The following is a 26,115-nucleotide window of genomic DNA, read 5'->3' on the forward strand; positions in this document are numbered from 1 at the left end:
GTGTTTGTTATAGTGTTGTAATTATTTAAACAGTATCTTTTTTGCCTTTTTAACATAACTGCCGTTAGGGTAATACTCAAGATACTTTTCTATAGCAGCTTTATCGTTGTTGCTATTATAAATGGCTTCACAAGCTTCCCATATATTGTCGTCCATCATACGGGAGTCTGCACCATTATCTTTTGCTTCAGAGTAAAAACCAATAGCTTTAACATAATCCTTTAAAAAGTAATAGGCTACGCCTATTTGGCTTAAATACAGTCCTTTCTTTTCTGGGTAACTAACGGCAAGCTTTTTATATAGCTCGATAGAATCGTTAAACTTTCCACTGGTTAGAGCACTGGAAGCTTGTCTTAAAAGTGAATCTTCATCGTCTTTAGGCTTAGGGTTTTCAGAGATATGCTTTTGGTTTTTTTCATTAGCTTGCTCTAATGTCATTTTCTTTTTTCCAAATAAGGAATCAAATAGTCCCATGTTTTAAAGTTTTTAATATTGGTTGGTATATTTAAAAATTGTTGTCAGCATACAAAATGACCAAAATGTTTACGATTGTTGCTGCTGTTTTTTTAGGTATATAATAGCTAGTTAGTGAGAGAGACTAAAATAATAAGATGTTATTTTGTTAGTTTACAGTCTTTTAAAATGAGAGTAGTGTACTTAAAGTTAGGTTCTATGTGTATTTCCTGCTTTTCAATAGTTCCTTTTATAGTCACTTGAGTTCCTTTTTTTAAAGCAAGAACTTCTTCGGCAACCGTTGCAGGGAATAAACATTCCAGATCGCAGCCAAAGTCAGGATCGGTAAATCCACTGTCCTTACCTCTAAACTCAAGCCTGGCACCTGTTAATTGAATTTCGTTGTTAACGTACTTAGACATTTTTCCACTAGAGAAAACGTCTCCTGTAATTGTAGTTGTCTTGCCATCAATTTTAGGGTTTCCTTTTTCTTCGCCTTGCCAATCTTGACCGTAAATTCCTTTTAGTTTCATGAAGGGGTATGCTTTACTTTCGTCGAAACTGGACAAGTTGGCCTCTGCTATAGATGTATTATCAGTTTGCTTGTTGGATTTTCCGCATGATAAAAACAGTAAGACTAATGAGAAACAGAAAATTAGTTTTTTCATTTTTTTAGATTAAGTCCTTTTTTAATAATTTCGTTGTTGTTATTAAATGGTATTTACATTTGGGTGCTGTAACTATGGCTCACGATTGCTGTATACTTTAGCAGTATGAGTTCTTAGTATGGTTTTTAATAACACAACACATATGTTTATATGTGCATACAAATATAATAATATCTTTTATTTATGTACGACCATTTGTTTTTTTTTCAAAATCAGACGCTATTGATACAAATTGTAATAAAGAATAACTTAGTTTAGCAAACTAACATAATGCATACAAACTATTTCAAAACTAGCCAGAATACGAGGCATAGGATTGATTGTTTAAGGAGACAGATCGTTTAATACTAACGAGAAGAACTAACAAAAAAAATGAAAACATCAGACTTAAAAACAACAGAATACCACGACTATTATGGTAGGTACATTAGTTTGGTTCCTAAAGAAGTTACATTAATTGATGGTTTTAAAAGGGATCTGGATATGGTTTTACAATTTTTTGAATCCATTCCGTCCGATAAACTAAACTACAGCTATGCAGCAGGGAAATGGAGTATTAAAGAAGTGTTTCAACATCTAATTGATACCGAGCGAATTTTTCAAAATCGTTGTTTTCGTTTTGCAAGACATGACAAAACAGCGATTTCCGGATTTGAGCAAGACGATTACATAGAACCTTCTCAGGCTAATAACAAAAGCTTGGAGTTGCTCGTAGAAGAGTTTAAAGCTGTTCGTCAAAGTTTTATGGTATTGCTTAAGAGCCTAAATGATACCGATTTAAAATTTATTGGTAACGCCAGTGGGTTAAATATGTCTGCAAGGGCAGCGGCTTTTACTATTTTAGGGCATTCTATTTGGCACATTAATGTTATAAAAGAGCGTTACCTATAGTTTAGCCGTGGTTAACTTCTTTTTTCTTTTTAAGAGCATAAATGTTAAAAGTGACAGGATACCAAAAAATGAAAAACCAATAAACACGGGCAGTACAGAATCGCTAACAAAACTACCTATATAGTTGGCTATAGGAACAGCCATAACGGTAGAAACACAGCCATTAATAGCAGCTCCAATACCTGCAATGTGCCCTAAGGGCTGCATGGCTAATGCTCTTAAATTTCCAAAAATAAAGCCTACAGCAAAAAACTGTAAACCGAAGAATGTTAAAAGGATAGTGATACTTGGATTTTCTCCCGACCAAAATAAAACAATATACGAAACAGATATTACAGCATAAGCTATAGTAGCCAAGTATGCAATACGCCACATACCATATTTTACAACAAAGACACTGTTTAAATAAGTTGCCAACCCTATAGATATCGCCAAACTTGCAAAAATATAGGGGAACATGTCTGCCAGATCGTATTGCTCCTGAAAAATTTGCTGCGAGGTACTTAAGTACACCATAAACGACCCGTTTACAAATCCAGAAATAAGTGTAAAGGCAACGGCATCATTATATTTAATAAATTCCTTGGCACCGTCTATAAATAAGTGCGAGGTAAATTTTATACGTTTCTCTTTTGGTAACGTTTCCGGTTGTCGTTTCCAAAACCAGAGTACGATTAAAAGACCGTATATTAAATTCACATAAAAAATAGATTCCCAATTATAAAAATTAAGCAAAAACTGACCTAATGATGGAGCGATTACCGGAACTAAAATAAAAACCATAACTACTATAGATAATATTTTAGCCATATAATCGCCGCTATACGAATCTCTTACAATAGCAATACTTAACGTTCTTGGAGAGGATAGTCCTATGCCTTGAAGCACTCGGCCTATTATCATCATTTCAAAACTTTTGGTCGTTACACAAATAATACTGGCTATTATAAATACTACAAACCCTATATATACGATTGGTTTTCTACCAAAACTATCGGACAAGGGACCAAAAATAAGCTGACCAACTCCTAGCCCCAAAAAAATCATGGTAATTAGCAATTGGTTATCGTTTAAATTAACTGTACCTATAACCTCTCCAATTTTTGGAAGAGCAGGCAATAGGGCGTCTATTGATAGGGCAACAATAGACATTAAAGAAGCCATTAATGCGACAAATTCTAGTCGAAATTTATTATTTGGGTTTTGCATGTTGCAAAAGTAGGATATATATAGTTGTTAAGACTTAATTTAAATGTTACAAAAATTATAATTTATCTTTTTTATGATTTGAAAAGTCGAAGTGTTTTTTATATTTACATAAAAAAAAACATGAAATATATTACGTTTGCTTTAGTACTATCTCTTTTTGTTTCTTGTAGTAGTGATGATGAAAAAGATTATGTCACTTTAAATGATCAGGAAATCACAGAATATATTGCAAAAAATAACTTGAATGCAAAGAAAAGCTCTACCGGTTTATATTATGTAATCGAAGAAGCAGGAACAGGAACGCAGCCTAATGCGGCATCTAATGTTACCGTTGCTTATAAAGGTTATTTAACCGATGGAACTGTTTTTGACGAAAGTGATTCTTATAAAACAGATTTGGTTAATGTAATTCCAGGTTGGAGAGAAGGTATTGCTTATTTTAAAGAAGGGGGTAGAGGTAAGCTATTAATACCATCCCATTTGGCATATCGTAATGAGTCTGTTGGTACTATTCCTCCTTATGCTGTTCTGGTTTTTGATATCAATCTTATTTCTGTAAATTAGAGAGAAAATATTAAGAAGGTGCTTTTTTTATGGAAAAGCGGCCTCTTTATTAACTCTTTTATTTTATGCAAGATCATTATAGTTTAAGTGATGTCGAATTTACAGATCAATTTAAAAAGGCCATATTAGATCCGAAACTATTTAGTCATGATGCACACTTGCGCCTGGCTTGGATTTATATAAATAATGACGGCTTAGATTTGGCTATAAAGCAAATAACGCATGAGCTAAAAGGTTTTGTTACATCGTTAGGTGCTATAGATAAATACAATGAAACAGTTACAGTTGCAGCTATTAAAGCTGTGTATCATTTTTGGTTAAAATCCGATTCTAAAACCTTTCAGGATTTTATTTTAGAAAATCCAAGATTAAAGACCAACTTTAAAGCGTTATTAGCTAGCCATTACGATATTGAGATATTTAATTCTAAAACAGCAAAATCCAGCTTTTTAGAACCAACCCTGTTACCATTTGATTAACTTCTAAACTATATTATAAGTGAAAGTTGTAGACCTATCGAAACCCATACAATATAACAAGAATGATCCTTGGTTTATGAAAGTAAAAATTAAGCATAAGCCTCACAAAAAGGCTAAATTGCTATTACGTTTCCTCGGATTACCGCTAAAACTATTCCCTAAAGGGTTTACGGGTTGGGCAGACGATACCATTCAAAAAATGGGGGTACATTCAACAACACATATCGATGCGCCTTGGCATTATTCACCCACTTGTAATGGCGAACGGTCTAAAACCATTGATGAAATTCCTTTAGATTTATGTTATGCCGAAGGTGTTGTTATAGACATGGCGCATAAAGCCGATTTTGATGCCATTACTGTAAAAGATATTGAAACCTTTTTAGAGAAAAACGATTTAACCATTAAAGAAGGAATGATCGTATTAATAAAAACCGGTAGAGATAAATTTAATGGTTCTAAAAATTTTCATGAGGTTGGTACAGGCATGAGTGCCGAAGCAACAGAATGGCTTATTAACAAAGGGATTAAAGTTATGGGGATTGATGCCTGGGGTTGGGATTTGCCCTTGCCTTATCTTATAAAAAAAGCAAAAGAAACCTCTAACTCCGAACTGTTCTGGGAAGCACATTTGGTAGGACAACGTAAAGAATATTGGCACATGGAACAATTGGTAAACTTAGATGCGTTACCTTATACAGGATTTAAAGTAGCAGTATTTCCCTTAAAAATTGTAGGAGCTTCTGCAGCACCAGCAAGGGTTGTTGCATTATTAGACTAGATTAAAACATTAATTAAAATAAAAGTATGCTTACCAAAACCTTGATTAAAATCTTTAACCGGGATCTCAATAAGCTTAAGATTGAAATAACGTCTTATAAAAACGAAGAAGATTTATGGCTTCTTAGTGAGGAAATCTCCAATACTGCTGGTAATCTTTGCTTGCATATTGTAGGGAATCTTAATCATTTTATTGGTGCTACGCTTGGCACCACAGGATATGTTAGGCAGAGAGAACAGGAGTTTTCGCTTAAAAATGTATTACGAACAGAACTATTGCAGCAAATCGATGATACTATTCAAATGGTTGAAAGCGTTTTAGGGAACTTATCGGCAGAAGATTTAGAAAAGCGATATCCTATAGATGTTTTTAAAGCGCCAATGACCACGGAATATTTTCTGGTTCATTTAACGACACACCTGTCTTATCACTTAGGTCAAATAAATTACCACAGACGCTTAATAGCTTCATAACATGATTAAGGAAAAAGGGCAAGTACTATTAGACTATATTAATAAATATGTTTCTTTAACCGAAGCAGAAAAGGACATCCTTTTATCTAAAGTCACTTACAGGAAGTACTTAAAGGGACAGTTTATTGTGCAACAGGGCGATGTATGCAAATATGAATGTTTTGTATTATCTGGTTGTACCAAAACATTTTATATGGATTCTGACGGACAGGAGCATATCGTAATGTTTTCTATTGAAGATTGGTGGACCTCAGATATGGGAAGTTTTATAACACAAACTCCAGCCGATTATAATGTGCAGTGCTTGGAAAACACCGAGCTCATTTTGTTTTCTTACGATATTATTGAAGATTTATATGCGGCTATTCCAAAATTAGAACGGTTTTTTAGACAAATCATTCAAAGAGCGTTAGTTGCTTCACAAAAGCGTATCGTTAGACGTTTTAGTCTTTCTGCTAAAGAGAGGTATATTTATTTTAGAAATCAATACCCTAAAATAGAACAGCGAATTCCCCAATATATGGTTGCTTCTTATTTAGGAATTACCAAAGAGTTTTTAAGCAAGATAAAGAAGGAACTTGCTTTGAAATAATAAAATGTTAATCTAGTTTAACATTATTTTATAATCTATATTATTTTCAAGAACAATAATCTTTCAGACATTTGTAATGTATTAATTAAACATGGAAACCATATAAAAACAGCAACATGAAAAACACAATTAAAAATTTAGCAGCATTGGTAATTGTAGCATTTGTTACATTGTCGTTTACAGCTATAGAAGGTGATAAAAAAGAGATAAAAACAGATAAAAGTAAAGTGGTTTGGAAAGGTTATAAAGTAACTGGATCTCATGAAGGAACCATTTCAATACAATCTGGTTTTTTAAATTTTGAAGCAGATAAATTAACTGGTGGGGAGTTTGTTATAGATATGACTACTATAAACACCACAGATTTACAAGGCGAGTATAAAGGAAAATTAGATGGGCATTTAAAATCTGATGATTTTTTTGGTACCTCTAAGTACCCTACTGCAAAATTAGTATTTACTGAAGTTAAAGCTTCTGGTAAAAATGCTTATGCCGTTACTGGTGATTTAACTATAAAAGGTAAAACAAATGCTGTTCAATTTACAATCTCTGTTTACGGAAATAAAGCAACAGCGTCTTTAAAAATTGATAGAACAAAATATGGTGTTAAGTACGGTTCGACTAGCTTTTTTGAAAACTTAAAGGATAAAGCTATTTATGATGAATTTGATTTAGTATCAGATTTAGAGTTTTAATCAAAAAGAATTTTTTATTATAAAATTGGTTAATAATAAAGAAGCAGTTTAAAAACTGCCAGTCAGAGCGTAACGAAGAATCTAATAAATAAATTAAAAGATTCTTCGTTACGCTCTGATTGTTTTTATAATTTTGGACTAATGACTATTACATTCGCAAATTTTAAAATAGCTCCTTTAGAGATCAACGAGAGTGAAAAGTTTTTCAATCTAATTGATACGAATAGAAAGCGGTTAGAAGATTTTTTTGCAGGAACGGTATCTAAAACCAGAACACTTCATGATACCATAACTTATTGCCACGAAATAAAGCAGAAGGAAAAAGATAAAAGTTATTTTCCATTTATAATTAGAGATTTACAAACAGATGCCTTTATTGGATTGATTGATATTAAAAATATCGATTGGAATATCCCAAAAGCAGAAATAGGCTATTTTATTGATGCTAAGTACGAAGGACAAGGGGTAATTTCTAAGGCTTTAGGATTGGTTATTGAATATCTTTCTGAAACCTACCATTTTAAGAAGCTATTATGCCGATCTAATAGCAGGAATATTGGAAGCATAGCTGTAGCCAAGAAAAATGGTTTTACATTAGAAGGGACTATTAAAAGGGATTATAAAACAACTAAAGGAGAGCTTGTTGACTTAGATTATTACGGACGTATTTTTTAGCTAACCTCATGCCAAATCAAGATTTATTCACAGTTTCTTAACTTAAATGGTATAAAAAAATCCCTTAGAGGTAAATTTTAATCCTTATTATATAATTTTACCCGACTACTTTAGCCGTTTAGAAAAGATAGTTTAGGAATTTTTAGAAAATTCTTTGATTGTTTATCTAAAATATAGATATTTAAAAATTAAGAGGTGCCTCCAGTTACTGGAGACCTCTTTTTTAATTTCTAAAAGGTAGTTAGAAACCTACAGAATTTTCAACTTTTTTTAGTACTAAAAGTAATAATTTTCATGTTCCTTACTATAAATATATGCTGAAACATAACTAGTTATAGTTTTAAAACATAGATAAACTGCACATTTTTAAATTAAAATTATTACAAAAAAATGTATGTTAAAGAACTTTCTTTCCAAGAGTTGAAAAAACAATAAGATTCCATTCGTCGTAAAAAATAATTACATATTTTTACAACTATAGGGATTAATTATTGATTAAATTTTGATAAAGTGCAGATTTCGTTTTCAGCGCAAAATGCTTTGTGTTTGTGCAATTCTATTATTTTCTAGAATGCTATGCTATGCCCAAGATTTTGAGGGCTACGAGCGGTTTGTTGACTCTGCCGAAGTATATATTGATTATGATGTAGAGAAGACTATAACTTTTTTAGATTCTATTCCCAAACCTGTAGCCGACTACCTTACAGGTAATATTGCCGATTATTATATTATAAAATCGTTAATCTATGACGAGAAGGACGATTTTGTTAAGTCTCACCAAGCCTGTTCTTTAGCATTAAAGTATGCTTTAGAGGAAGGGAATTATGAAGTAGCGGGAGAAGCTAGTATAGAACTGTTTTCTTGTTTTTATTATATCAATGATAAAGACCCGAAGGCTTACAAACATTTGGAAGATGCAAGAGATTATTATAAGTTATCTGGTTATAAGCATGGTGATTTAGAAGTAGATATCACCTATGCTTATGCTAAACACCTTGATGGAGAATATGAAATATGTAATGCCTTAATACTAGATAAGTTAGACGCATATAAAAGCGTTAAGGACGATGATGTTTATTATTATATGTTTGCAACGCATATGTTATGTCATAACTATCTGGAATTAAAAAATTTAGATTCTACTTATAGATACTTTAGCGTGTTTAGGGCTTTAAAAGATAACCCTACAAATAATTCATATAATTATAACTCTTTTGAAGCTACAATACATATGTGTTTTGCAGAAGCTCATTTTGAGAACAAACAAATGGATTCTACGTTTTATTATCTGTCTAAATTGTCTAAGTATAGAAAGTTTATGGCAGATGATGTTGAGAAAGATTTCTTAAAACTATCTATTGAGTCCCATGAGTTTTCTGGTAATGAAAAAGCCATCAAGGCTTATAAAGATTCGTTAAGGCTTTTTGAAAACAAGATGTATAAAAGCATTATGACTGCCAGCTTTGAAGCAAATGAAGACCTGATAAAAACAGAAACCAAATTAGAAGCCTTAGATAACGAAAAGTTCTTTAATGGTGTATTGGTTATTGTGTTGCTTTTAGGCTTTACTCTAATAAGCTTTTTATATGCCAGTTTTTATAGAAAACAAAAGCTTAAAGTGGCAAGTTTAGATGACCAATCAAGCAATTTGTCGTATCTAAAATCTAATAATGAGAAATTAGCAGTAAAAGTTCAAGGATTGGAAGATTATATACGTAGCTTAAAGAAAGAAATAAAATTAATATCAACAATAGGCGAGGTCTCTACACAACGCATAAAGATTAAAGAATTATATAAAAACTTACACCTTAATTCGTCTACAATTATCGATAAAAGTGAAAATCATTTAGAACTGGTTAATGATCTTAATGTTAACTTTTTTCAGAAAATAAATGAAATGCATCCGCAGTTGAGTAATTCCGAAATTATTATTTGCTATTATCTATATGTCGGTTTTAAAAATAAAGAAATAGCGGTTTTCTTAAATACTTCGATAAGAGCTATTGAAAGCAAGCGTTACCGTATTACTAAAAAGCTTGATTTCTGTAGAGGAAAAATGACATTGCTTGATTACCTTAAAGAAACCTTTAAAGGCTCAGAAACTGTATTGTCTTGATTTTGAGCATCTTTCTGATTTTAAAAAGTTCAAGAAACCCGATAAACAACTCTTTTTGGGCAATGCGTAATAAATGAGTAGTGGTTTATTCTTTGTTTTTATTCTAGTTTTTAATATTTGTAACGCTATTAATCAATGTTAATCCGCCTAACTTAAACCTACTTAAAGATTTGCTTTTATTAGGTTGGCTAAAATTATAGTTTACAATTAAAAACACTAAGTTATATTTTAGAAATAAAAGCAAAACGTTGTGGGATTAATTTCAGATAAACTAGTCTAAATTAGTTTATGTCTGTTATAGATATATTCTTTAAAGTTTATTTGGTTGGATAGTAAGAAAAAGGAGCCTTCTGGCTCCTTTTTTATTTATGAATGTTATTGATTGTTTATAAAGGAATGTTTCCATGTTTTCTTTTAGGAGTATCTACATGTTTATCCTCTAGCATAGAAAATGCTTTAATTAGTTTTCTCCTTGTATTTTTTGGTAAAATAACTTCATCAATAAAACCACGTCTTGCAGCTCTATAAGGGTTGGCAAATTTATCTGCATACTCGGCTTCTTTTTCTGCTAATTTTTCGGCAGGGTTATCTGCAGCAGCAATTTCCCTTCTAAAAATAATTTCACTAGCACCTTTGGCACCCATAACAGCAATTTCTGCTCCTGGCCAAGCGTAATTTAAATCGGCTCCAATATGTTTGGAATTCATGACGTCGTAAGCACCGCCATAGGCTTTTCTGGTAATAACCGTTACCCGAGGTACAGTAGCCTCGCTTAAGGCATATAGTAATTTGGCACCATGAACAATAATACCATTCCATTCTTGATCGGTTCCAGGTAAAAAGCCAGGAACGTCAACTAACACTAACAGCGGAATATTAAAACAATCGCAGAATCGTGTGAAACGAGCTGCCTTTTTCGAACTTTTAACACCAAGCACACCAGCTAAAAACATAGGTTGATTTGCTATAATACCAATGCTTCGACCACCAAGTCTGGCAAAACCAACAATAATATTTTCAGCATAATCCTTATGAATTTCATAAAAAGAATCTTCATCAATAATACCTTCAATCACCTCGTGCATATCATAAGGTTTGTTAGGGTTTTCTGGTACAATATCAGATAAAACATCCCTTACTTCATCTTGTAATTCAAAGTCCAATGTCTTAGGTGTTTCCGTATTGTTTTGTGGTAAATAGCTCAATAGTGTTTTAATATCTTCTAAACACTGAATATCGTTTATGGATGTTTTATGAGCTACACCAGATTTTGAGGCATGGGTATAAGCACCTCCCAATTCTTCGCTGGTTACCTCTTGATTGGTCACCGTTTTAACAACGTTAGGCCCGGTTACAAACATATAGCTTGTGTTCTCTACCATTAAGGTGAAATCGGTCATGGCAGGGGAGTACACGGCTCCACCGGCGCAAGGACCCATAATAGCAGAAATTTGTGGAATCACACCAGAGCTTTGCACATTTCTGTAAAATATATCTGCATAGCCACCAAGCGACTTAACACCTTCTTGTATACGAGCACCTCCAGAATCGTTTAGACCAATTATTGGCGCACCAACTTTAACAGCCAAATCCATGATCTTACATATTTTTTCGGCATGCGTTTCAGATAAAGCCCCTCCAAAAACCGTAAAATCCTGAGCATAAACATAAACCAATCTACCATTTACAGTACCGTAACCAGTAATAACACCATCTCCAAAATAAATTTCATTTTCCATACCAAAATCGGTGGTTCTGTGAGTTACTAAAACCCCGATCTCTTCAAAAGAACCTTCGTCCATTAGGTAATTAACACGTTCTCTTGCTGTGAGTTTCTTTTTTTCGTGTTGTTTGTCGATACGTTTTTGGCCACCACCTAAATGGGCTAAGGCTACACGTTCGTTTAGTTTTTTTATTTTTGAATCCATAATTTAGTGAGCTTTGTTATTCTACACCAATGTGCGTAATTGTTTGTTGTTAAATAGATTCCGTATATACCTCTACTTATTAAGACACTGTTAAAGAAGCTTTGGTATGGAACTACGGAACGATAGTTAATTAGGTACTCTTAATAATTTTTGGTCTTCTATATATTGTTTTACTGCAAGAAAGGCAGCAATTCTAGCTTCTTTTTCTGTTTGTTCCTTTAAGGCTTCTGGCGAATAGAAATTTTTAACAAAATGCGTGTCAAAATTTCCAGAACGGAAAGCTTCATGCTCGCAAACAAATTTTCCAAAAGGAAGGGTAGTTTGAACACCTTCTACATGGTAATTGTCTATGGCTTTTATCATAAGTTGGATGGCTTCATCTCTTGTTTTACCATAAGTGATGAGTTTAGAAAGCATAGGGTCGTAAAAAATAGGAATATCCATATCTTCTTCAAAACCATTGTCTACACGAATCCCTTCACCAGTGGGAAGCTTATAAGTATCTAAGTGTCCTACACTTGGTAAAAAGTCATTCAAAGGATCTTCGGCATAAACCCGTAATTCCAGCGCATGTCCATTTATTTTTAAGTCTTCTTGTTTTAGGGAAAGAGCTTCGCCACGTGCTATAAGAATTTGGAGTTCAACTAAATCGACACCAGAAATTAATTCAGACACAGGGTGTTCCACTTGTAATCTGGTATTCATTTCCAGAAAATAGAAGTTATGATCTGCGTCTAGTAAAAACTCAACAGTTCCCGCTCCTAAATAATCACAGGATTTGGCGACTTTAATAGCAGCATCGCCCATTTTTTCTCTTAATTCTGGAGTTAAAACTGACGAAGGTGCTTCTTCAACTACTTTTTGGTGACGCCGCTGAATGCTGCACTCACGTTCAAAGAAGTGTAAAATATTACCATGACTATCGGCCATAACCTGAATTTCGATATGACGCGGAGAAGTGACATACTTTTCGATAAATACAGAACCGTCTCCAAAAGCGGAAGTAGCTTCGCTAATGGCGCGGTTCATTTGAGATTCCAAATCACTTTCTTTTTCTACAATTCGCATACCTTTTCCGCCACCACCTGCAGATGCTTTGATGAGTATTGGGAATCCGATTTTTTTAGCAATATCCTTAGCTTTGTCAACATCTGTAATGGCTTCGTCAATACCAGGAACCATAGGAATGTCATATTGCTTTACGGCTTCTTTTGCAGCCAATTTACTTCCCATAATTTTAATGGCTTTAGATCGTGGGCCAATAAAAATGATGTCGTTTTGTTCACATAATTCAGCAAAACTTGCATTTTCACTTAAAAATCCATATCCCGGATGTATACCATCTACGTTAAGTTGTTTGGCAACTTCGATAATTTTGTCGCCTTTAAGGTAAGATTGATTAGATGGTGGTTCGCCAATGCAAACAGCTTCGTCTGCAAATTTAACATGCGGCGCATTTCTATCGGCGGTAGAATATACAGCAACCGTATTAATACCCATTTTCTGGGCAGTTTTCATAACTCTTATGGCTATTTCGCCTCTATTAGCTACTAGTATTTTTTTCATAATAAATTATAATATACCATGAATACACATGTGTTTAATGTAATGTTTGTTTAAAATATATGTTTTTCAAATTTTGAAAACATATAAGAAAGTAGGGGCGCTTTAAGCGTCGAATTCAATTAGCAGTTGGTTCTTCTCAACCGCATCTCCATTATTTACAGAAATAGATTTGATTACGCCATCTCTGGGAGAGGTAATGATGTTTTCCATTTTCATGGCTTCAAGAATTAAAAGAGGCGTATCTTCCTTTACTTCCTGATTCGCTTCCACATTAATTTCTAAAATTAATCCGGGCATAGGAGCTTTAACAGAATCAACATGTTTTATCGAGCCAATGGCAAACCCCATTTCTTTTATTAATAGATCTAAATCGTTTGCGATATTAATATTATAGGAGTTGTTGTTAATTTTTACCTCATACGATTTTTTGTTGAAATCTGCTTTTGTAATTTCAGCTTCGTATGATTTGTTTTGCTCAAGAACATGAAATTTCGATCCTGAAATTTGTAACGTGTCTAGATTTGAAATATCACCATTTTTTATTTCAAAATCAAAAGTATTATTTACGGTGGCTTTGAAAGTTTTACTCATTAGTGTCTTGAATTAATTAGTAGTAAATATATGACATGAATTTTTATAGACCAAGTTTTCTTATACACACCAAAGTTATGCTTTATTAAGCTAAGTTCTGGAATAGAGTAAGTTAAAAATATCAAAAAAGGACAACCTAAATCATGAGATAAATCATATTTTAGAATAACTTATCAAACATTGAAATTGGAGTTTTTTTGATGGCTTTTTATAGCTTTTAATGAAAGAAAAATGCCGATAAAGAGTGATACAAATGCACCCATCCATATGCCTGGTATAAAATCTATAAACAGGAAAAAATCGTAAGCACCATGAAGTAGGGTAGCAGATAGCAAACCAACAAGATTTAAAAGTACTTTGTTTTTGGAAAATTTTGCTTTACCCATATAGAAACCCATTAAGATTCCGAATGTAGCATGGGCGGGAACAGCTGTAAACGCTCTTATTAAAGCGGTTTCGTATCCGCCTTCCAGCACATAAAAAACGTTTTCTGTGGCGGCAAATCCCATAGATACCATTACGGCATAAACGATACCATCCAACGGCTCATCGAATTCCTTATGCCTTTGGGCATAGTAGCGAACAATAATATATTTACTAAATTCTTCGGTTAGGGCCACAACAAAAAAGGCTTTAATAAATTGTTGAAAAACGCTTGTATGATCGGGAAGCGGTAATACAATGTCTAACACATAATATAAAATGGTCGTAATAACGATACTTACTATAGCACCTAAGAGGAAATTGAAAAAAAGTAAGCGTTTTGGTTCTTTTTCGTATTTGTCTTTAAAATAGATAAATACAATAATAATGCATACCGGGGCAATGGCAAGAAGAAGTAGGTTCATTGGTAAAAGTAATATTTATAATTAGGGTTAATTCACAGTTTTTATAATGTTTTGCAAAACGAATTCGTAATACGATTTATTGGAAGGTACAAAGTGGTTGCCGTTATTTTCAATAGTGTTAATGAGGTCTTTAAAACTTGCAAAAGAAACGAGTTTAAGCGTTTCAACTTCCTCTTCCTGAGGTGTTAGTTGAGATATGGGTACTTTTAACTCGCAAAGAAAGGTGTTGTGAAATTCGTTATCTATAATGCCATTGCTGTAGGTTTGAAAACATTCAAAAACGCCTATATTTTTTAGATCGTTTTCAGAAATCGATAGTCCGATTTCTTCTTTGGTTTCTCTTATAGCAGCTTGTTTAATGGTTTCTCCTGCATCGACATGACCTGCAACCGAGACGTCCCACATTAAAGGGCAAATTGCTTTTTTAGCGGAGCGTTGTGATAGTAGGATTTCACCATTTTTGGTATACAACCAAATATGTGCTGTATTATGGTAATAGCCTTTTTGGTGGATAATAGATTTTAATTCGGATTTACCAGTGGGCTTTCCTTCTTTTGTTACGATATCTATGTATTCATCCATTTTTAAATGGTTTATAAGTGTTTAGACAGACATGCAATAAGCGGTTCAAAATCCTGAGATGTATTGAATAAGTGGCAAGAAATTCTAATAAAATTTCCTCTAAATGAAATATAAATGTTTTTGCTCGATAAATCCTTTTGTAATGCTTGAATGTCTACTTTGTTTGGTAATTCAATTCCGAATAAATGATGTGTTCTATGGTTTGGGTCTTCAATATAACATCCTAGTTTTTCTAACTTTTCAACAGCTTCAAAGGTAATCGATTTACAATAGTTTTGTATGGCTTTTGGAGTCCATTCTAAAACTTGTTTTAGAGCTGCAATTTGCATCTTCACATAAATGAAATTTCCATGTTCTCCTACTGAATATCTATTCGCTAAAGGTTTATATTGAGATTCATAATTCGTTGCACCTGCTAAATTTTCGCTATGCAACCTATTCATCCAACTTTCCTCTATAGGGGAGCCGTTATCAAAATATGCTCCGTAATAGGCATAACCACAACCATAAGGTCCGAAAAGCCATTTGTAACCAGCACAAATAAGCGCATCGGGTTGAAGCTCTTTAACAGAAAAGGGCAATGCGCCAACAGATTGAGAGCCATCTATAATTAAAAGCGCATTTTGTAATTTGGTTTTTTCTCTAATAGGTTTTAAATCAAATAAGCTTCCGTTTGACCAGTGTATGTTACCCATTGCTACTACAGCAGTTTTACTATTTATAGCATTTAAAATGGCTTCATTCCATAGTTTGGTTCTATTGGTCTTTGATTTTGGAGTGCCTACCGTTTTTAACGTGGCATTATATTTTTCTGCTAATTTTTGCCATGAATATACATTGCTTGGAAATTGTTCGTCTATAACCAAAATTTCATCTCCTGGTTGTAGTTTAATATTATTGGCAACTGTAGCTATGCCATAAGAAGCAGAAGGAATAGTAGCGATACGATTATAATCTTCCACTTCGACTAGTTGAGCGAATAGTTTTTTAAGCTCGGTAACGGGTTCAAAATAGTCTGAAACTTTAATGGTATGAGGAAGACTTTTTTGTTTTAAACCTTCTAAACCAGCTTGATAAATAGATTTGAAAGAAGGTGATTGGCTTGCTGTATTTAAATAGGTGATTTCCTCAGGAAGATCAAATAAATGTTTCTGATTTTGTAAAGGCATAGAGTGCTTAATTATTCAATAGTTAAAACTACTAAAGTTTATTGAAACAAGGGGAGAAAGAAGTAATCATTTAAAGAAAATATTTACTTATCCAGTAAAAGAAAGTAGCGTTTGAAAAATTAAGTATAATGAATTTTGTTCGTAGTAAGATTACAAACTGTCTTAAAACAAAAAAGTTATCCAAAAAGGATAACTTAAGTGTATTTATCAAGATAGTCGACGTTTAATCGAAATAACTAAATGTTTCGCCATCTTTTATATTAAGTAGTGTTTCATAAATTAACTTAATTACATTTTCTACATCGTCTCTATGCACCATTTCTACGGTGGTATGCATATAACGAAGCGGCAAAGAAATTAAAGCAGAAGCTACACCACCATTACTGTAAGCAAAAGCGTCTGTGTCTGTTCCTGTTGCTCTAGATAATGCAGAACGTTGAAAAGGAATCTTTTTGTCTTCAGCAGTATCTGTAATTAGGTCGCGTAATTTTTGTTGTACTGCAGGGGCATAAGCTACTACAGGTCCTTTTCCTATTTCCAGATGACCTTCCTTTTTCTTTTCTATCATAGGCGTTGTAGTATCGTGAGTTACATCGGTAACTATCGCTACATTTGGTTTAATAGTATGCGTAATCATTTCTGCGCCACGTAAACCAATTTCTTCCTGAACCGCGTTGGTGATATAAAGCCCGAAAGGAAGTTCTTTTTTGTTTTCTTTTAATAAACGTGCGACTTCAGCTATCATAAAACCGCCCATGCGATTATCTAAGGCACGACAAACAAATTTATCTTTATTCAAAACATGGAACTCATCGGGGTAGGTAATAACACATCCTACGTGAACTCCCATTTTTTCAACTTCTTCTTTATCCTTCGCTCCAACATCTATAAAAATATTATCTGGTTTTGGAGCTTCTTCTTTGGCTCTGTTACGGGTGTGAATAGCTGGCCAGCCAAAAACACCTTTTACGATCCCTTTTTTTGTATGAACGTTAACGATCTTACTAGGAGCAATTTGATGATCGCTACCTCCATTTCTAATTACATAAATTAGTCCATTGTCTGAAATATAATTTACATACCATGAAATTTCGTCGGCATGTCCTTCAATAACAACTTTATATTTTGCTTTGGGATTTATTACCCCAACTGCAGTACCATATGTATCGGTTATAAACTCATCTACATATGGTTTTAAATAGTCCATCCACAGTTTTTGTCCTGTCCATTCGTAACCTGTAGGGGCGGCATTATTTAAATATTTTTCCAAAAAGTCGATAGACTTTTCGTTCAGAATGCTGTTTTTTGTCATTATTTTGAAAAATTTTGCACTAAAATAGTAATATAAATAGAAAAAAAATGTTTTAGATTGTGTAAATTAGTAAATTTGGAATATTAAAGCTCCAGTATTTTTTATTGATGAACTGTTTAAAATATATATTCTTAATGTTTCCTGTTTTGCTGTTTGCACAGGAGAATGATACTGAACAGGATTCAACGTCAATCAAATACCTCATTATTAAAGGTGATTCTGTTCCAAGAACATCTATCGATTTAAGAGAGGTTAAACTATTACATAAACTTAGATTTGGAAATAAAAAAGAACGTATTAGATATATTGTTCTTAGAAGGAAGACATTAAAGGTATATCCTTATGCTAAAATGGCTGCTGAGCGATTGGATTCTATGAATAGACATTTGGTTACACTTAAAAGAACTCGCGAAAAAAAGCGTTATACTAAGCACATTCAAAAATACATAGAAGGTGAGTTTTCCGATGAGTTAAAAAAGCTTACCCGTACCGAGGGGCAAATACTAATTAAATTAATTCATAGACAAACTGGTACTACGGCATTTGATCTGGTAAAGGAATTGCGAAGCGGTTGGCGTGCGTTTTGGTATAATACCACAGCGAGTATGTTCGATATCTCATTAAAACGAACGTTCGATCCGGTAAATGTTGAAGAGGATTATTTAATTGAAGATATTCTATTGCGCAGCTTTCAAAGTGGTCGTTTAGAGCGTCAAGAATCTGCTGTCGATTTTGACTTTTTTGATTTAACTAATAAATGGTTAGGTACAAAAAGCCCATAAACTAAATGCGTATTAATAAATGCGTATCCAAACTCCTTTTGAAGAAAAACTAAATGCTACCACACATGCCTTAGGGGCTTTATTAGGTATTTCTGCTTTAATACTTCTTATTGTTTTCGATAATAAAAAAACGGACTGGAGTCTGTTTAGTGTTATTATTTATGGTATTTCTATAATCGAATTGTTTACAGCGTCTACACTATATCATGCCGTAAAAGGAGAGAGGCAAAAACATTATTTTAGAATTGCAGACCATATTAGTATATACTTGCTTATAGCAGGTACGTATACACCGGTTTTATTAATTGCGCTTGAAGCGAGTTTAGGATGGACGCTTTTTTGGGTTGTTTGGGGAATTGCAGCCTTTGGAGTTGTTTTAAAACTGTTTTTTACAGGACGTTTTGAGGTGTTTTCTACAATCCTTTATCTGGTAATGGGATGGCTTATTGTATTCGATTTTACAAATTTATCTGCTAATATTGGCAGCAATGGTATTTTACTTTTATTTGGAGGCGGACTATCGTATACGCTCGGTATTGTTTTCTATGCTATTGAAAAGATACCATTTAATCATGTTATTTGGCACCTATTTGTTTTAGCAGGCGCCATTTTTCACTTTTTTATGATCTTCTTTTATGTGATTTAGCTAAAAGCTTAAAAATTAATTTTGTTTAATAATTTTAATTGAACGCTTTTTACCGTTTTGTTCAACATTTAAAATATAAATTCCAGATGAAAGTGCATTACCGTTTACAGGCAGTTCATAAATCTCTGTATCTTGAACAAAAGCAACGCTATTAGATACTATAGGTCTTCCCAATACATCATAAAGCGTATAGTTTACAGGTGCATTCTCATAAAGCGATACAATTCTAAGATTAATATCTTTTCTAAAAGGGTTAGGGTAAACCATAGCGTTAAAGCCATCTTCTTCGCGAACAAGATCGAAAGGGTCTGTAATGTTAATTTTCATTTCGCTCATACCGTAACAATTACCTCCAAAGTTTGAGGTAGGTGTAATAAGTACGTATCGTGCTTTGGTCTCATCAAAGTCGGGACCATCAACACCTTCATAGGTTGATAAACCAGAGCCCTGTTCCATAGTAAAAGCTCCTAAATTAGTCCATGTAACCCCATCTAACGAATAATCTAAATTATAGTTGTTTATACCATAATTAAGGTTTTTAGGCTCGTTTATATTCCAGAATTTAGATTCTTTTAATTCGTATTCGTATCCCAGATCGTACATGATCCAATGGGTTACACCATAGGTTGGGTTAGGGTTTTGCGACATATCGCAAGATACCCAACTATCGAACCAGGTTGTGCTATGTCTATCTGGATAGCATTGCGCATTTACTGTTTGTGTAATAAATATTAAGATAAATAGTATGTATATGTAGTGTTTTTTCATCATAACATGTTCATAAAACCGATTGGAGCTGTACCGGAATTGGTATCGTAAAAATTTGATAAGTTTGGAAGAATGGTTGTAAGTTCCGATGCTGGAACACCAAACCATAAGGCTAACTCTGCCATATAAAGATCTGCTGCAGTGGTTGGTATCAAAACCCCTCTATTTCTTAAATCAAGATCGCTACCTAATGCTAAAACCGGGTAGTCGCCATATATTTCTTTACCTCGAACTGCGCCACCCATCATAAAGGCATTACCTCCCCAAGCATGATCGGTACCGTTTCCATTAGATGAAAGTGTTCTTCCAAAATCTGATATACTAAATAGTGTTACACAATCATTGGTGTTTAATTCATTCATAACACCATTAAAATATTTTAAGGCAGCATTTACTTCTGCTAATTTATTTGTTTGGTTTATGAGTAGTTCGTCATGATGGTCCCAACCACCAATTTGAACATAAAAGGTTTGTCTGGTAAAGCCTAAAGCATCCCTACTAGCAATGGTTTTAGCAACCATTCGCAATTGTTCTGCTAAATTGTTTTCTTCTGGCATGATGGTGCTAAATTCTGGAACACCGTCTACAGCTTCTTGAAACTGTATGCCGGAATCGTTGGAGACTTTTATCGTGTTTTTATATGTGTTTTTAAATATATCCTGATAATCCCGTTCTAAAATTGAATTTAAGGCCGTTGTTCTAAGCTGGCTAAGGAGCCCATCTCCGCCGTAACCATTAAGTCCAATGCTACCATTGTTTTTAATAGCGTAAGGGATTATTTGATTGCCTCGCTGGAATGTGTTACTACCTCTTAGCGAGACATTCATAGAGAGGTCTTGGTTGGAATTCATGGACTGAATTAAATCTGCCATTCTACCTCCCCATCCTATATTGGTTCTCTCATGTGGCCTTCCTGTATGCCACTGTTGTGTTTGATCTGAATGCGAAAACAGACCTAAAGGTGTTTTTACTACTTTATCCTTTATCTCGCTTTTTGTTGAAGGTTCTATAAGTGTACCTACATTTGCAAGAAATGCCAAATCATTGCTTTCGAATAGTTGCTGCATATCTGGCATAGATGGGTGCAGACCAAACGTTCTACCATCTGATGTATTTGGATTAATAGGTAATATTTGATTTTGTGGAATAGCCAGATTCGATCTTGTAGTAGCGTATTCAGCATACTCATTATTTCCTCTTGGAATAAGCATGTTAAAGGAATCGTTACCACCTCCCAACATTAAACAAACTAATGCCTTGTAATCACCGTTTGCAACAATAGGTGAGCTGTTCATAGCTGTGGCAGCCATGGCTTTTAAGTTTATTAATGATGAAAATACAGTTGTGTAACCAAGTGTAGCACATGATTGCTCTAAAAATTTTCGTCTGGATATATTATTTTTATGCTTTGTCATTGGTGTTATTTTAGTATCACGTAATCTGGACTTGCTAATATTAGGTAAAGTGCCATTCTTACTCGGTTTAGCATGAAGTCTACCTTCTCACTTTTTCCTTTTATAGGCTCAAGGGCTGTAACGATGGCACGTTTTGTTTCATCTGAAAGTTGCCCACGGGTAAATAATTTATCTAACATATTAACGAGTACTTCACCATCCTTGGCATAATACTTTAGTTTATCGAAATTTAATGGGGTGTCTTCAAGATCTAAATCCCTGGTGTCTAACATAGTAGAGTAGTGGTTGTTTGTCCAATAAATTACTCGATTTAAATAGGCCAAACATGTAGCGGATGTATGGATTTGGAATTCTGGTCCTTTTAAATTGGCATCTGCAAATTCTGAATTTGGTACATAGTCTGGTAAAAAGAAGTTGAACACACTAGGAGAACCTAGGGGAGCTTGACCGGTATCTTTATAAAAGCGGGAGCCGATATTCCAGTTTACACCATTTTTATTGTCTACATCCAGTTGTCTGGTGGCATTAAAATACCTAATCATGGGCTCTATTAATTTACCGCTGGTAGGATTTTCGGCCCAACTACAGCTTCTGGCTTCATCGTCTAGAAGTATGGCTTTTATAACAGCTTTCATATCGCCACGAACCCCATTAGTATTATTAAAAACGTTAGTAATTCTGGATATGTATTCGGGCGAAGGATTGGATTTTACTAGTTGCTGAATTAACCGCAAAGCAATAAATGGCCCCGTATTTTTATGATTGAATAAGTTGTCTATAGCATCTTCAATATCTTGCATACCGGTTTGTCCATTGGGAACGATTTTGCCATTTAAAAGTCTTTTTTCACCAGGTTCATGCCATTCATCATACATTTTCATGGGTAAATCCTTTCTGGCATAGTGTATACCTGCTCCAAATTCTGCAACAACATCATTGGGATTGGGTTCAATATCAGCAGGACCAAGTCCTGTAAATATTTTTGCGAATTCTTTTATATCGGCATTATCGTAGGTTGGAATTCTGTCACCATTTATATCTAACTCGTAACTACCATCTGGGTTAAGTTCGTATAAACCAATGGTGAATAATTGCAGAATTTCTCTTGCAAAATTCTCGTCTGGATGAATGTTATTTTCTAGATCGCTTTTCGGGTTGTTGTAATGACTCAAGTAACCACCCATCATAGGGTGTAAGGCTATTGTTCGTAACAAATTTCTAAAACTACCAAAGGCATTATCTTTTAATACATCGTAGTAATCGCCTAAACCTAGCCCGTAACTATCAAGGTTTGAATCCCAAGAGATTACAAATATCTCACTTAAAGCTAAGGCTATTCTTTGTCTTAACAAATCGTCGTTACCAATATTGGATTGCCACCAGGCATATTGAAAATGCGGCCAATCAGGGCCGTTATATTTATCTTGGTTTCCACCATTTGCAACAAAAATAAGGAGCGCTTGGTTAAAAATATCTTCGGTAAGTTGTCTCATTGAAGGAGAAGCGATTTCAAATTGATCATCGATCCAGTCTTCAAATGGTCTTTCTGCAACTTGTTTAATGTAATTTAAATCGGTTCCAAAGGTTGCTTGTGCCAAGAAACGCGATGTTTCAAATAATCTGGCATCTAAACCATGACCATTTACTGTGTTTTGTGCACTGGCTGTTTCTCTCCAATCTGTACGGTTCTGTTCGCTACTGGAAGTAACGGTAATACCATTGCTATGTCCCGCACCCAAATAGTCTGAATATGCTTGGGAGAAAAAGTAAATTGGTAAACATAGAAAAATGAAAAGTAAGTGTTTTTTCATATGAGATTTTTGGCTTTTATATTGTTTAGTTACGAGAGTTATTGAAGATTGGATTTCAAATATAGATAAATATATAGATGAAAAGCTGTATTTTTCGATGAACGGTATTTTTTAAATTTGTTGATATACGGCTAATTCCCCTTTTATCGTTTAATTTTGGGCTACTAATTTTAGGTTTTATGACAAAAATCATTGTTGCCAATACAAGGGAACTTTACTTACAAATTGAAAAATTGGCTGATATTATTTGGAGGGAACATTATATCCCTATAGTAGGAAAACCACAGATAGATTATATGCTTGATAAGTATCAATCTGCAACAGCAATAGAGGAACAGGTTGTAAACGGACAGGGCTATTTTTTGATTATTTACGAGGATGAATTTGTTGGTTATCTTTCTATAAAAAAGGAAGTGAACGCCTTATTTTTAAGCAAGATTTATGTTTTAAGCAATTATAGGGGGAAGAAGATAGGCAAAGCGGCTATGGCGTTTATTGTTGAAAAAGCGAAGAGTTACCAATTGAAAAGTATTAGACTAACGGTAAACATAAATAATACGGGCTCGATTAAAGCTTACGAAAAACTGGGCTTTGTTAATGTAGGGCCTTTGGTTACAGATATTGGTAATGGGTTTGTTATGGACGATTATCAAATGGTGAAAACGGTTTAATAATGGTTTCTATCGACTTGCCATTAACGTTGTATAAAGACTTAATCTATTTGAGTTCTAAAAGAAAATCAAACCGTGAATTACACAAATAGTATTTCAAGAATATACAAAGGGTTTCACTATCACTAGTCATAATCAGGAATCAGACTTTCTGCCTGACTTAAATCCAGATAGATTTTAAGTTTTAGCCTATTTTTGTAAACTGTGTTTACAAATAATTAAACAACCTTTGTTTATCAACATACCATCAGGCTAAATTTAGGTTTTGTTATCCTTCTATCACCTCTTTGTATTCTTCAAAAAAAGCTTCAAATAGACTCATATTTTTGTTGAAAAATCCCATGACATCACGCCATGAGTTTTTATTGTGAATGGATACTTTTTGTTCTAAAGGCACATAAATTCTAGACACTTCTTTTTTATTCTCTAAAAAGTACTCTTCGTCAAAAATAGCTTCTGGTAAAAAGTCGTCTAAAAGAATCGATTTTAAGGCTAGAAGTTTTTCCCAATATTTAATTCGACTTTCAAGGTCGTCTTCAAGGTCTAAAGCCACCAAAGCTTTTTTGTTGTCAAAATGAAACTTAAAGCTAAAGCCTTTTAGTTTGGTATTGTATAAAATCCATTTCCGCGGAAATGATTTTCCAAAACTTGTCCAAAACTCTTGTCGTAATTGTCGTGATTCTTCTTTGCTAAACAAGGTGTGTGGTTAAAAGTTTAAAGTTTTGAATTCCAGGTTCAACATCTTGTAGGTTTAAATTAAATATGCGATACCAATCCCGAGAATGATGGCAATAAATTTGGATAGATTGAATTTATGTCCGTCACCACTTTCAAATAGGATCGTTGTTGAAATGTGAAAAAATATGCCTATTACAATAGCATTAATAATATGTATATAGCTGGCAGCCATTTCGGAAGTAAGCGAAATGAGAGTTCCTAAAGGTGTCATACAAGCAAAAATAATTAGAAATATAGCGATCTCAATCTTTTTGTAATTAGATTGAAATAGAAACATACTAATTATTGTTGCTATGGGAATTTTGTGTATTAGCACGCCATAAACCATATCGTTATGTTCGTGAATGGAAAAGCCTTCTAAAAAACTATGAATACATAAGCTTATAAATAATAACCACGGGAAAGTTGTACTGTTCTTGTGAACATGTACATGACCATGTTCGGCACCTTTAGAGAATAGTTCTAAAACAATTTGCAGCACAATACCGCACATAATATATAGTCCGGTAAGTTTGGCGTCTAAATGCTCATAGACTTCAGGTAATAATTCGAACAGCGTTAAAGCCAATAAAAATGCCCCACTAAAAGAAAGAAGGAGTTTGGTATTCCAGGTTTTTTTTGTTTTGGTAATGCTTGCTATAAGCACACCTAAAATAACAGCATAAAAGGGTAAAAGATAGTTATTCATGTACATGTAATACGCTTCAAAAGTGTTTTAATACTAATTGATAGGCTATTTAAAAATCATTACTAAGCGTTCTGATGTTTTCGCATTAAACTTACGCAATTTATAATCACCAAAAACATCCAGCAAATGTACGTTAGCTTTTTCAAATAACCTTTTAAAATCTTTGAGTGTAAATGCTTTAACGCGTTCTAAGAAATTATAATGCTTACCGTTTACATAAAATGAAATATCTTTTATAATATAACCGTCTTGTAAATAGCGTTTCAGATTAAAATCGATACCGTCTACCGTTTTGAGCTCTTCTGGTACTAAATTATCGATTACATATTCGCTATTCATAAAATCAATGACGCCGAAGCCATATTCGTTAAGGTTTGCTTTTATAGCTTTTATGGTATTAAGATTATCTTCGTCTTTATCAAAATATCCAAAACTGGTAAATAAATTAAAAACGGCATCAAATTGTTTTTTGTAAGGTTTGCACATATCATGAACTTCGAAATGCAAAGTATCGTTTTCAAATTGTTTAGCGTGCTTAATACTGTTTTCACTTAAATCTACACCGGTTACATGGTATCCCAAAGTGTTTAAATAAACGGCATGTCTACCTTTACCGCAGGCTAAATCTAAAATAGTACCTTGTTCTGGTATGTTTAAATAATTGGTGAGGGTATCCATAAACTCATGTGCTTCGGTATCGTCTCTATCCTTATATAAGATATGGTAGAAAGGCGTGTCGAACCAAGATGTAAACCAATTTGTTGTATCTGTTATCATATTTTTTAATGGCGGTTTTGTTGTGTAGTTAAACAACACGAAGGCACATGTTTATTCGTATTTAGCATTTATAATGGAAAATTTAGAATATAAATATTAAGTTAAAGTGTTTAAAAAGTGAATTAATATAACTTTTCAAACAGCTTTTAACTGTGCCCCAAACCTGATTCATATTAACATTAATTTAACACAAAATTACGCTATTTTTGCAAGCTAATAAAGTGTAA

At 33.6% G+C, this 26,115-nt stretch carries 28 protein-coding genes; 12 read left to right on the forward strand and 16 right to left on the reverse strand.

The window, feature by feature from the left end:
* Positions 1–21: 21 nt before the first annotated feature.
* Together C1H87_RS21260 and C1H87_RS21265 are read right to left on the reverse strand one after the other, a co-directional pair.
* The gene (locus tag C1H87_RS21260; protein WP_102757748.1) at positions 22–474 is read right to left on the reverse strand and encodes a tetratricopeptide repeat protein; all 453 of its coding nucleotides are present in this window, start codon (positions 472–474) and stop codon (positions 22–24) included.
* Between the two features lie 140 nt (positions 475–614).
* Positions 615–1,121: a hypothetical protein gene (locus tag C1H87_RS21265; protein ID WP_102757749.1), complete on the reverse strand. Its 507-nt coding sequence runs from the start codon at positions 1,119–1,121 to the stop codon at positions 615–617.
* A 372-nt stretch (positions 1,122–1,493) separates the two neighbouring features.
* Between C1H87_RS21265 and C1H87_RS21270 the strand changes: the two genes are divergently transcribed.
* Entirely contained in the window at positions 1,494–2,012 is a 519-nt protein-coding gene (locus C1H87_RS21270) for a DinB family protein (protein ID WP_102757750.1), read from the forward strand.
* On the opposite strand, the gene C1H87_RS21275 is transcribed toward C1H87_RS21270, so the two are convergent.
* Positions 2,007–3,221, reverse strand: a complete 1,215-nt coding sequence (locus tag C1H87_RS21275; RefSeq protein WP_199769317.1) for a multidrug effflux MFS transporter — start codon at positions 3,219–3,221, stop codon at positions 2,007–2,009. The two genes, C1H87_RS21270 and C1H87_RS21275, sit on opposite strands and share 6 nt — an antisense overlap.
* A gap of 120 nt (positions 3,222–3,341) precedes the next feature.
* On the opposite strand from C1H87_RS21275, the gene C1H87_RS21280 reads away from it, so the two are divergent.
* From C1H87_RS21280 to C1H87_RS21315, 8 genes are all read left to right on the forward strand, one after another.
* A complete protein-coding gene (locus C1H87_RS21280; protein WP_102758361.1) occupies positions 3,342–3,785 on the forward strand; it encodes an FKBP-type peptidyl-prolyl cis-trans isomerase in 444 nt (147 codons plus the stop codon).
* A gap of 65 nt (positions 3,786–3,850) precedes the next feature.
* Positions 3,851–4,264, forward strand: a complete 414-nt coding sequence (locus C1H87_RS21285; RefSeq protein ID WP_102757751.1) for a hypothetical protein — start codon at positions 3,851–3,853, stop codon at positions 4,262–4,264.
* 19 nt (positions 4,265–4,283) lie between these two features.
* Positions 4,284–5,045, forward strand: coding sequence for a cyclase family protein (locus C1H87_RS21290; protein ID WP_102757752.1), 762 nt, complete (start codon positions 4,284–4,286; stop codon positions 5,043–5,045).
* Positions 5,046–5,071: 26 nt separating this feature from the next.
* Positions 5,072–5,518 carry a DinB family protein gene (locus tag C1H87_RS21295; RefSeq protein WP_102757753.1) on the forward strand — a complete coding sequence of 149 codons (447 nt, stop codon included), beginning with the start codon at positions 5,072–5,074 and terminating at the stop codon, positions 5,516–5,518.
* Position 5,519: 1 nt separating this feature from the next.
* Positions 5,520–6,110, forward strand: a complete 591-nt coding sequence (locus C1H87_RS21300; RefSeq protein WP_102757754.1) for a Crp/Fnr family transcriptional regulator — start codon at positions 5,520–5,522, stop codon at positions 6,108–6,110.
* A gap of 116 nt (positions 6,111–6,226) precedes the next feature.
* On the forward strand, positions 6,227–6,805 hold the full coding sequence (locus C1H87_RS21305; protein ID WP_102757755.1) for a YceI family protein: 579 nt from the start codon (positions 6,227–6,229) through the stop codon (positions 6,803–6,805).
* A gap of 141 nt (positions 6,806–6,946) precedes the next feature.
* Positions 6,947–7,480 (forward strand): GNAT family N-acetyltransferase, encoded by a 534-nt coding sequence (locus tag C1H87_RS21310; RefSeq protein ID WP_233783238.1) that lies wholly within the window; start codon positions 6,947–6,949, stop codon positions 7,478–7,480.
* Positions 7,481–8,051: 571 nt separating this feature from the next.
* Positions 8,052–9,596 carry a helix-turn-helix transcriptional regulator gene (locus C1H87_RS21315; RefSeq protein WP_102757756.1) on the forward strand — a complete coding sequence of 515 codons (1,545 nt, stop codon included), beginning with the start codon at positions 8,052–8,054 and terminating at the stop codon, positions 9,594–9,596.
* Between the two features lie 386 nt (positions 9,597–9,982).
* Here C1H87_RS21315 and C1H87_RS21320 read toward each other — a convergent pair whose 3' ends face one another.
* The 7 genes from C1H87_RS21320 to C1H87_RS21350 form a co-directional block, all read right to left on the reverse strand.
* Positions 9,983–11,524 (reverse strand): acyl-CoA carboxylase subunit beta, encoded by a 1,542-nt coding sequence (locus tag C1H87_RS21320; RefSeq protein ID WP_102757757.1) that lies wholly within the window; start codon positions 11,522–11,524, stop codon positions 9,983–9,985.
* 126 nt (positions 11,525–11,650) lie between these two features.
* The gene (gene accC / locus C1H87_RS21325) at positions 11,651–13,090 is read right to left on the reverse strand and encodes an acetyl-CoA carboxylase biotin carboxylase subunit (protein WP_102757758.1); all 1,440 of its coding nucleotides are present in this window, start codon (positions 13,088–13,090) and stop codon (positions 11,651–11,653) included.
* A gap of 102 nt (positions 13,091–13,192) precedes the next feature.
* Positions 13,193–13,681: an acetyl-CoA carboxylase biotin carboxyl carrier protein subunit gene (locus tag C1H87_RS21330; RefSeq protein ID WP_102757759.1), complete on the reverse strand. Its 489-nt coding sequence runs from the start codon at positions 13,679–13,681 to the stop codon at positions 13,193–13,195.
* A gap of 173 nt (positions 13,682–13,854) precedes the next feature.
* Entirely contained in the window at positions 13,855–14,529 is a 675-nt protein-coding gene (locus C1H87_RS21335; protein ID WP_102757760.1) for a PrsW family intramembrane metalloprotease, read from the reverse strand.
* 27 nt (positions 14,530–14,556) lie between these two features.
* Positions 14,557–15,111, reverse strand: a complete 555-nt coding sequence (locus C1H87_RS21340) for an NUDIX hydrolase (protein ID WP_102757761.1) — start codon at positions 15,109–15,111, stop codon at positions 14,557–14,559.
* A gap of 11 nt (positions 15,112–15,122) precedes the next feature.
* On the reverse strand, positions 15,123–16,280 hold the full coding sequence (locus C1H87_RS21345) for an aminotransferase class V-fold PLP-dependent enzyme (protein WP_102757762.1): 1,158 nt from the start codon (positions 16,278–16,280) through the stop codon (positions 15,123–15,125).
* Positions 16,281–16,503: 223 nt separating this feature from the next.
* Positions 16,504–17,592 carry a M42 family metallopeptidase gene (locus C1H87_RS21350; protein WP_102757763.1) on the reverse strand — a complete coding sequence of 363 codons (1,089 nt, stop codon included), beginning with the start codon at positions 17,590–17,592 and terminating at the stop codon, positions 16,504–16,506.
* A gap of 134 nt (positions 17,593–17,726) precedes the next feature.
* Between C1H87_RS21350 and C1H87_RS21355 the strand changes: the two genes are divergently transcribed.
* On the forward strand, positions 17,727–18,374 hold the full coding sequence (locus C1H87_RS21355) for a DUF4294 domain-containing protein (RefSeq protein ID WP_233783240.1): 648 nt from the start codon (positions 17,727–17,729) through the stop codon (positions 18,372–18,374).
* A 19-nt stretch (positions 18,375–18,393) separates the two neighbouring features.
* Complete coding sequence (trhA, locus tag C1H87_RS21360; RefSeq protein WP_102757765.1) at positions 18,394–19,020, forward strand: PAQR family membrane homeostasis protein TrhA; 627 nt, start codon at positions 18,394–18,396, stop codon at positions 19,018–19,020.
* A gap of 15 nt (positions 19,021–19,035) precedes the next feature.
* Here trhA and C1H87_RS21365 read toward each other — a convergent pair whose 3' ends face one another.
* Genes C1H87_RS21365 through C1H87_RS21375 form a run of 3 tightly spaced genes read right to left on the reverse strand, consistent with a single transcriptional unit; the run spans position 19,036 to position 23,014 of the window.
* Entirely contained in the window at positions 19,036–19,791 is a 756-nt protein-coding gene (locus tag C1H87_RS21365) for a T9SS type A sorting domain-containing protein (protein ID WP_158655315.1), read from the reverse strand.
* A complete protein-coding gene (locus C1H87_RS21370; RefSeq protein WP_102757767.1) occupies positions 19,788–21,203 on the reverse strand; it encodes a DUF1501 domain-containing protein in 1,416 nt (471 codons plus the stop codon). Before C1H87_RS21370 ends, C1H87_RS21365 begins: the two co-directional genes overlap by 4 nt.
* Before the next feature lie 5 nt (positions 21,204–21,208).
* On the reverse strand, positions 21,209–23,014 hold the full coding sequence (locus C1H87_RS21375; protein ID WP_102757768.1) for a DUF1800 domain-containing protein: 1,806 nt from the start codon (positions 23,012–23,014) through the stop codon (positions 21,209–21,211).
* A 179-nt stretch (positions 23,015–23,193) separates the two neighbouring features.
* On the opposite strand from C1H87_RS21375, the gene C1H87_RS21380 reads away from it, so the two are divergent.
* On the forward strand, positions 23,194–23,685 hold the full coding sequence (locus tag C1H87_RS21380; RefSeq protein WP_102757769.1) for a GNAT family N-acetyltransferase: 492 nt from the start codon (positions 23,194–23,196) through the stop codon (positions 23,683–23,685).
* Between the two features lie 268 nt (positions 23,686–23,953).
* On the opposite strand, the gene C1H87_RS21385 is transcribed toward C1H87_RS21380, so the two are convergent.
* From C1H87_RS21385 to C1H87_RS21395, 3 genes are read right to left on the reverse strand one after another with little or no spacing between them, the layout of a single operon-like run.
* The gene (locus C1H87_RS21385) at positions 23,954–24,382 is read right to left on the reverse strand and encodes a DUF4268 domain-containing protein (protein WP_102757770.1); all 429 of its coding nucleotides are present in this window, start codon (positions 24,380–24,382) and stop codon (positions 23,954–23,956) included.
* Between the two features lie 54 nt (positions 24,383–24,436).
* Positions 24,437–25,111, reverse strand: a complete 675-nt coding sequence (locus C1H87_RS21390) for a ZIP family metal transporter (protein ID WP_102757771.1) — start codon at positions 25,109–25,111, stop codon at positions 24,437–24,439.
* 45 nt (positions 25,112–25,156) lie between these two features.
* Positions 25,157–25,888, reverse strand: coding sequence for a class I SAM-dependent methyltransferase (locus tag C1H87_RS21395; RefSeq protein WP_102757772.1), 732 nt, complete (start codon positions 25,886–25,888; stop codon positions 25,157–25,159).
* Positions 25,889–26,115: the final 227 nt, after the last annotated feature.

Origin of the sequence: Flavivirga eckloniae, assembly GCF_002886045.1 — a bacterium.
Lineage (GTDB): Bacteria > Bacteroidota > Bacteroidia > Flavobacteriales > Flavobacteriaceae > Flavivirga > Flavivirga eckloniae.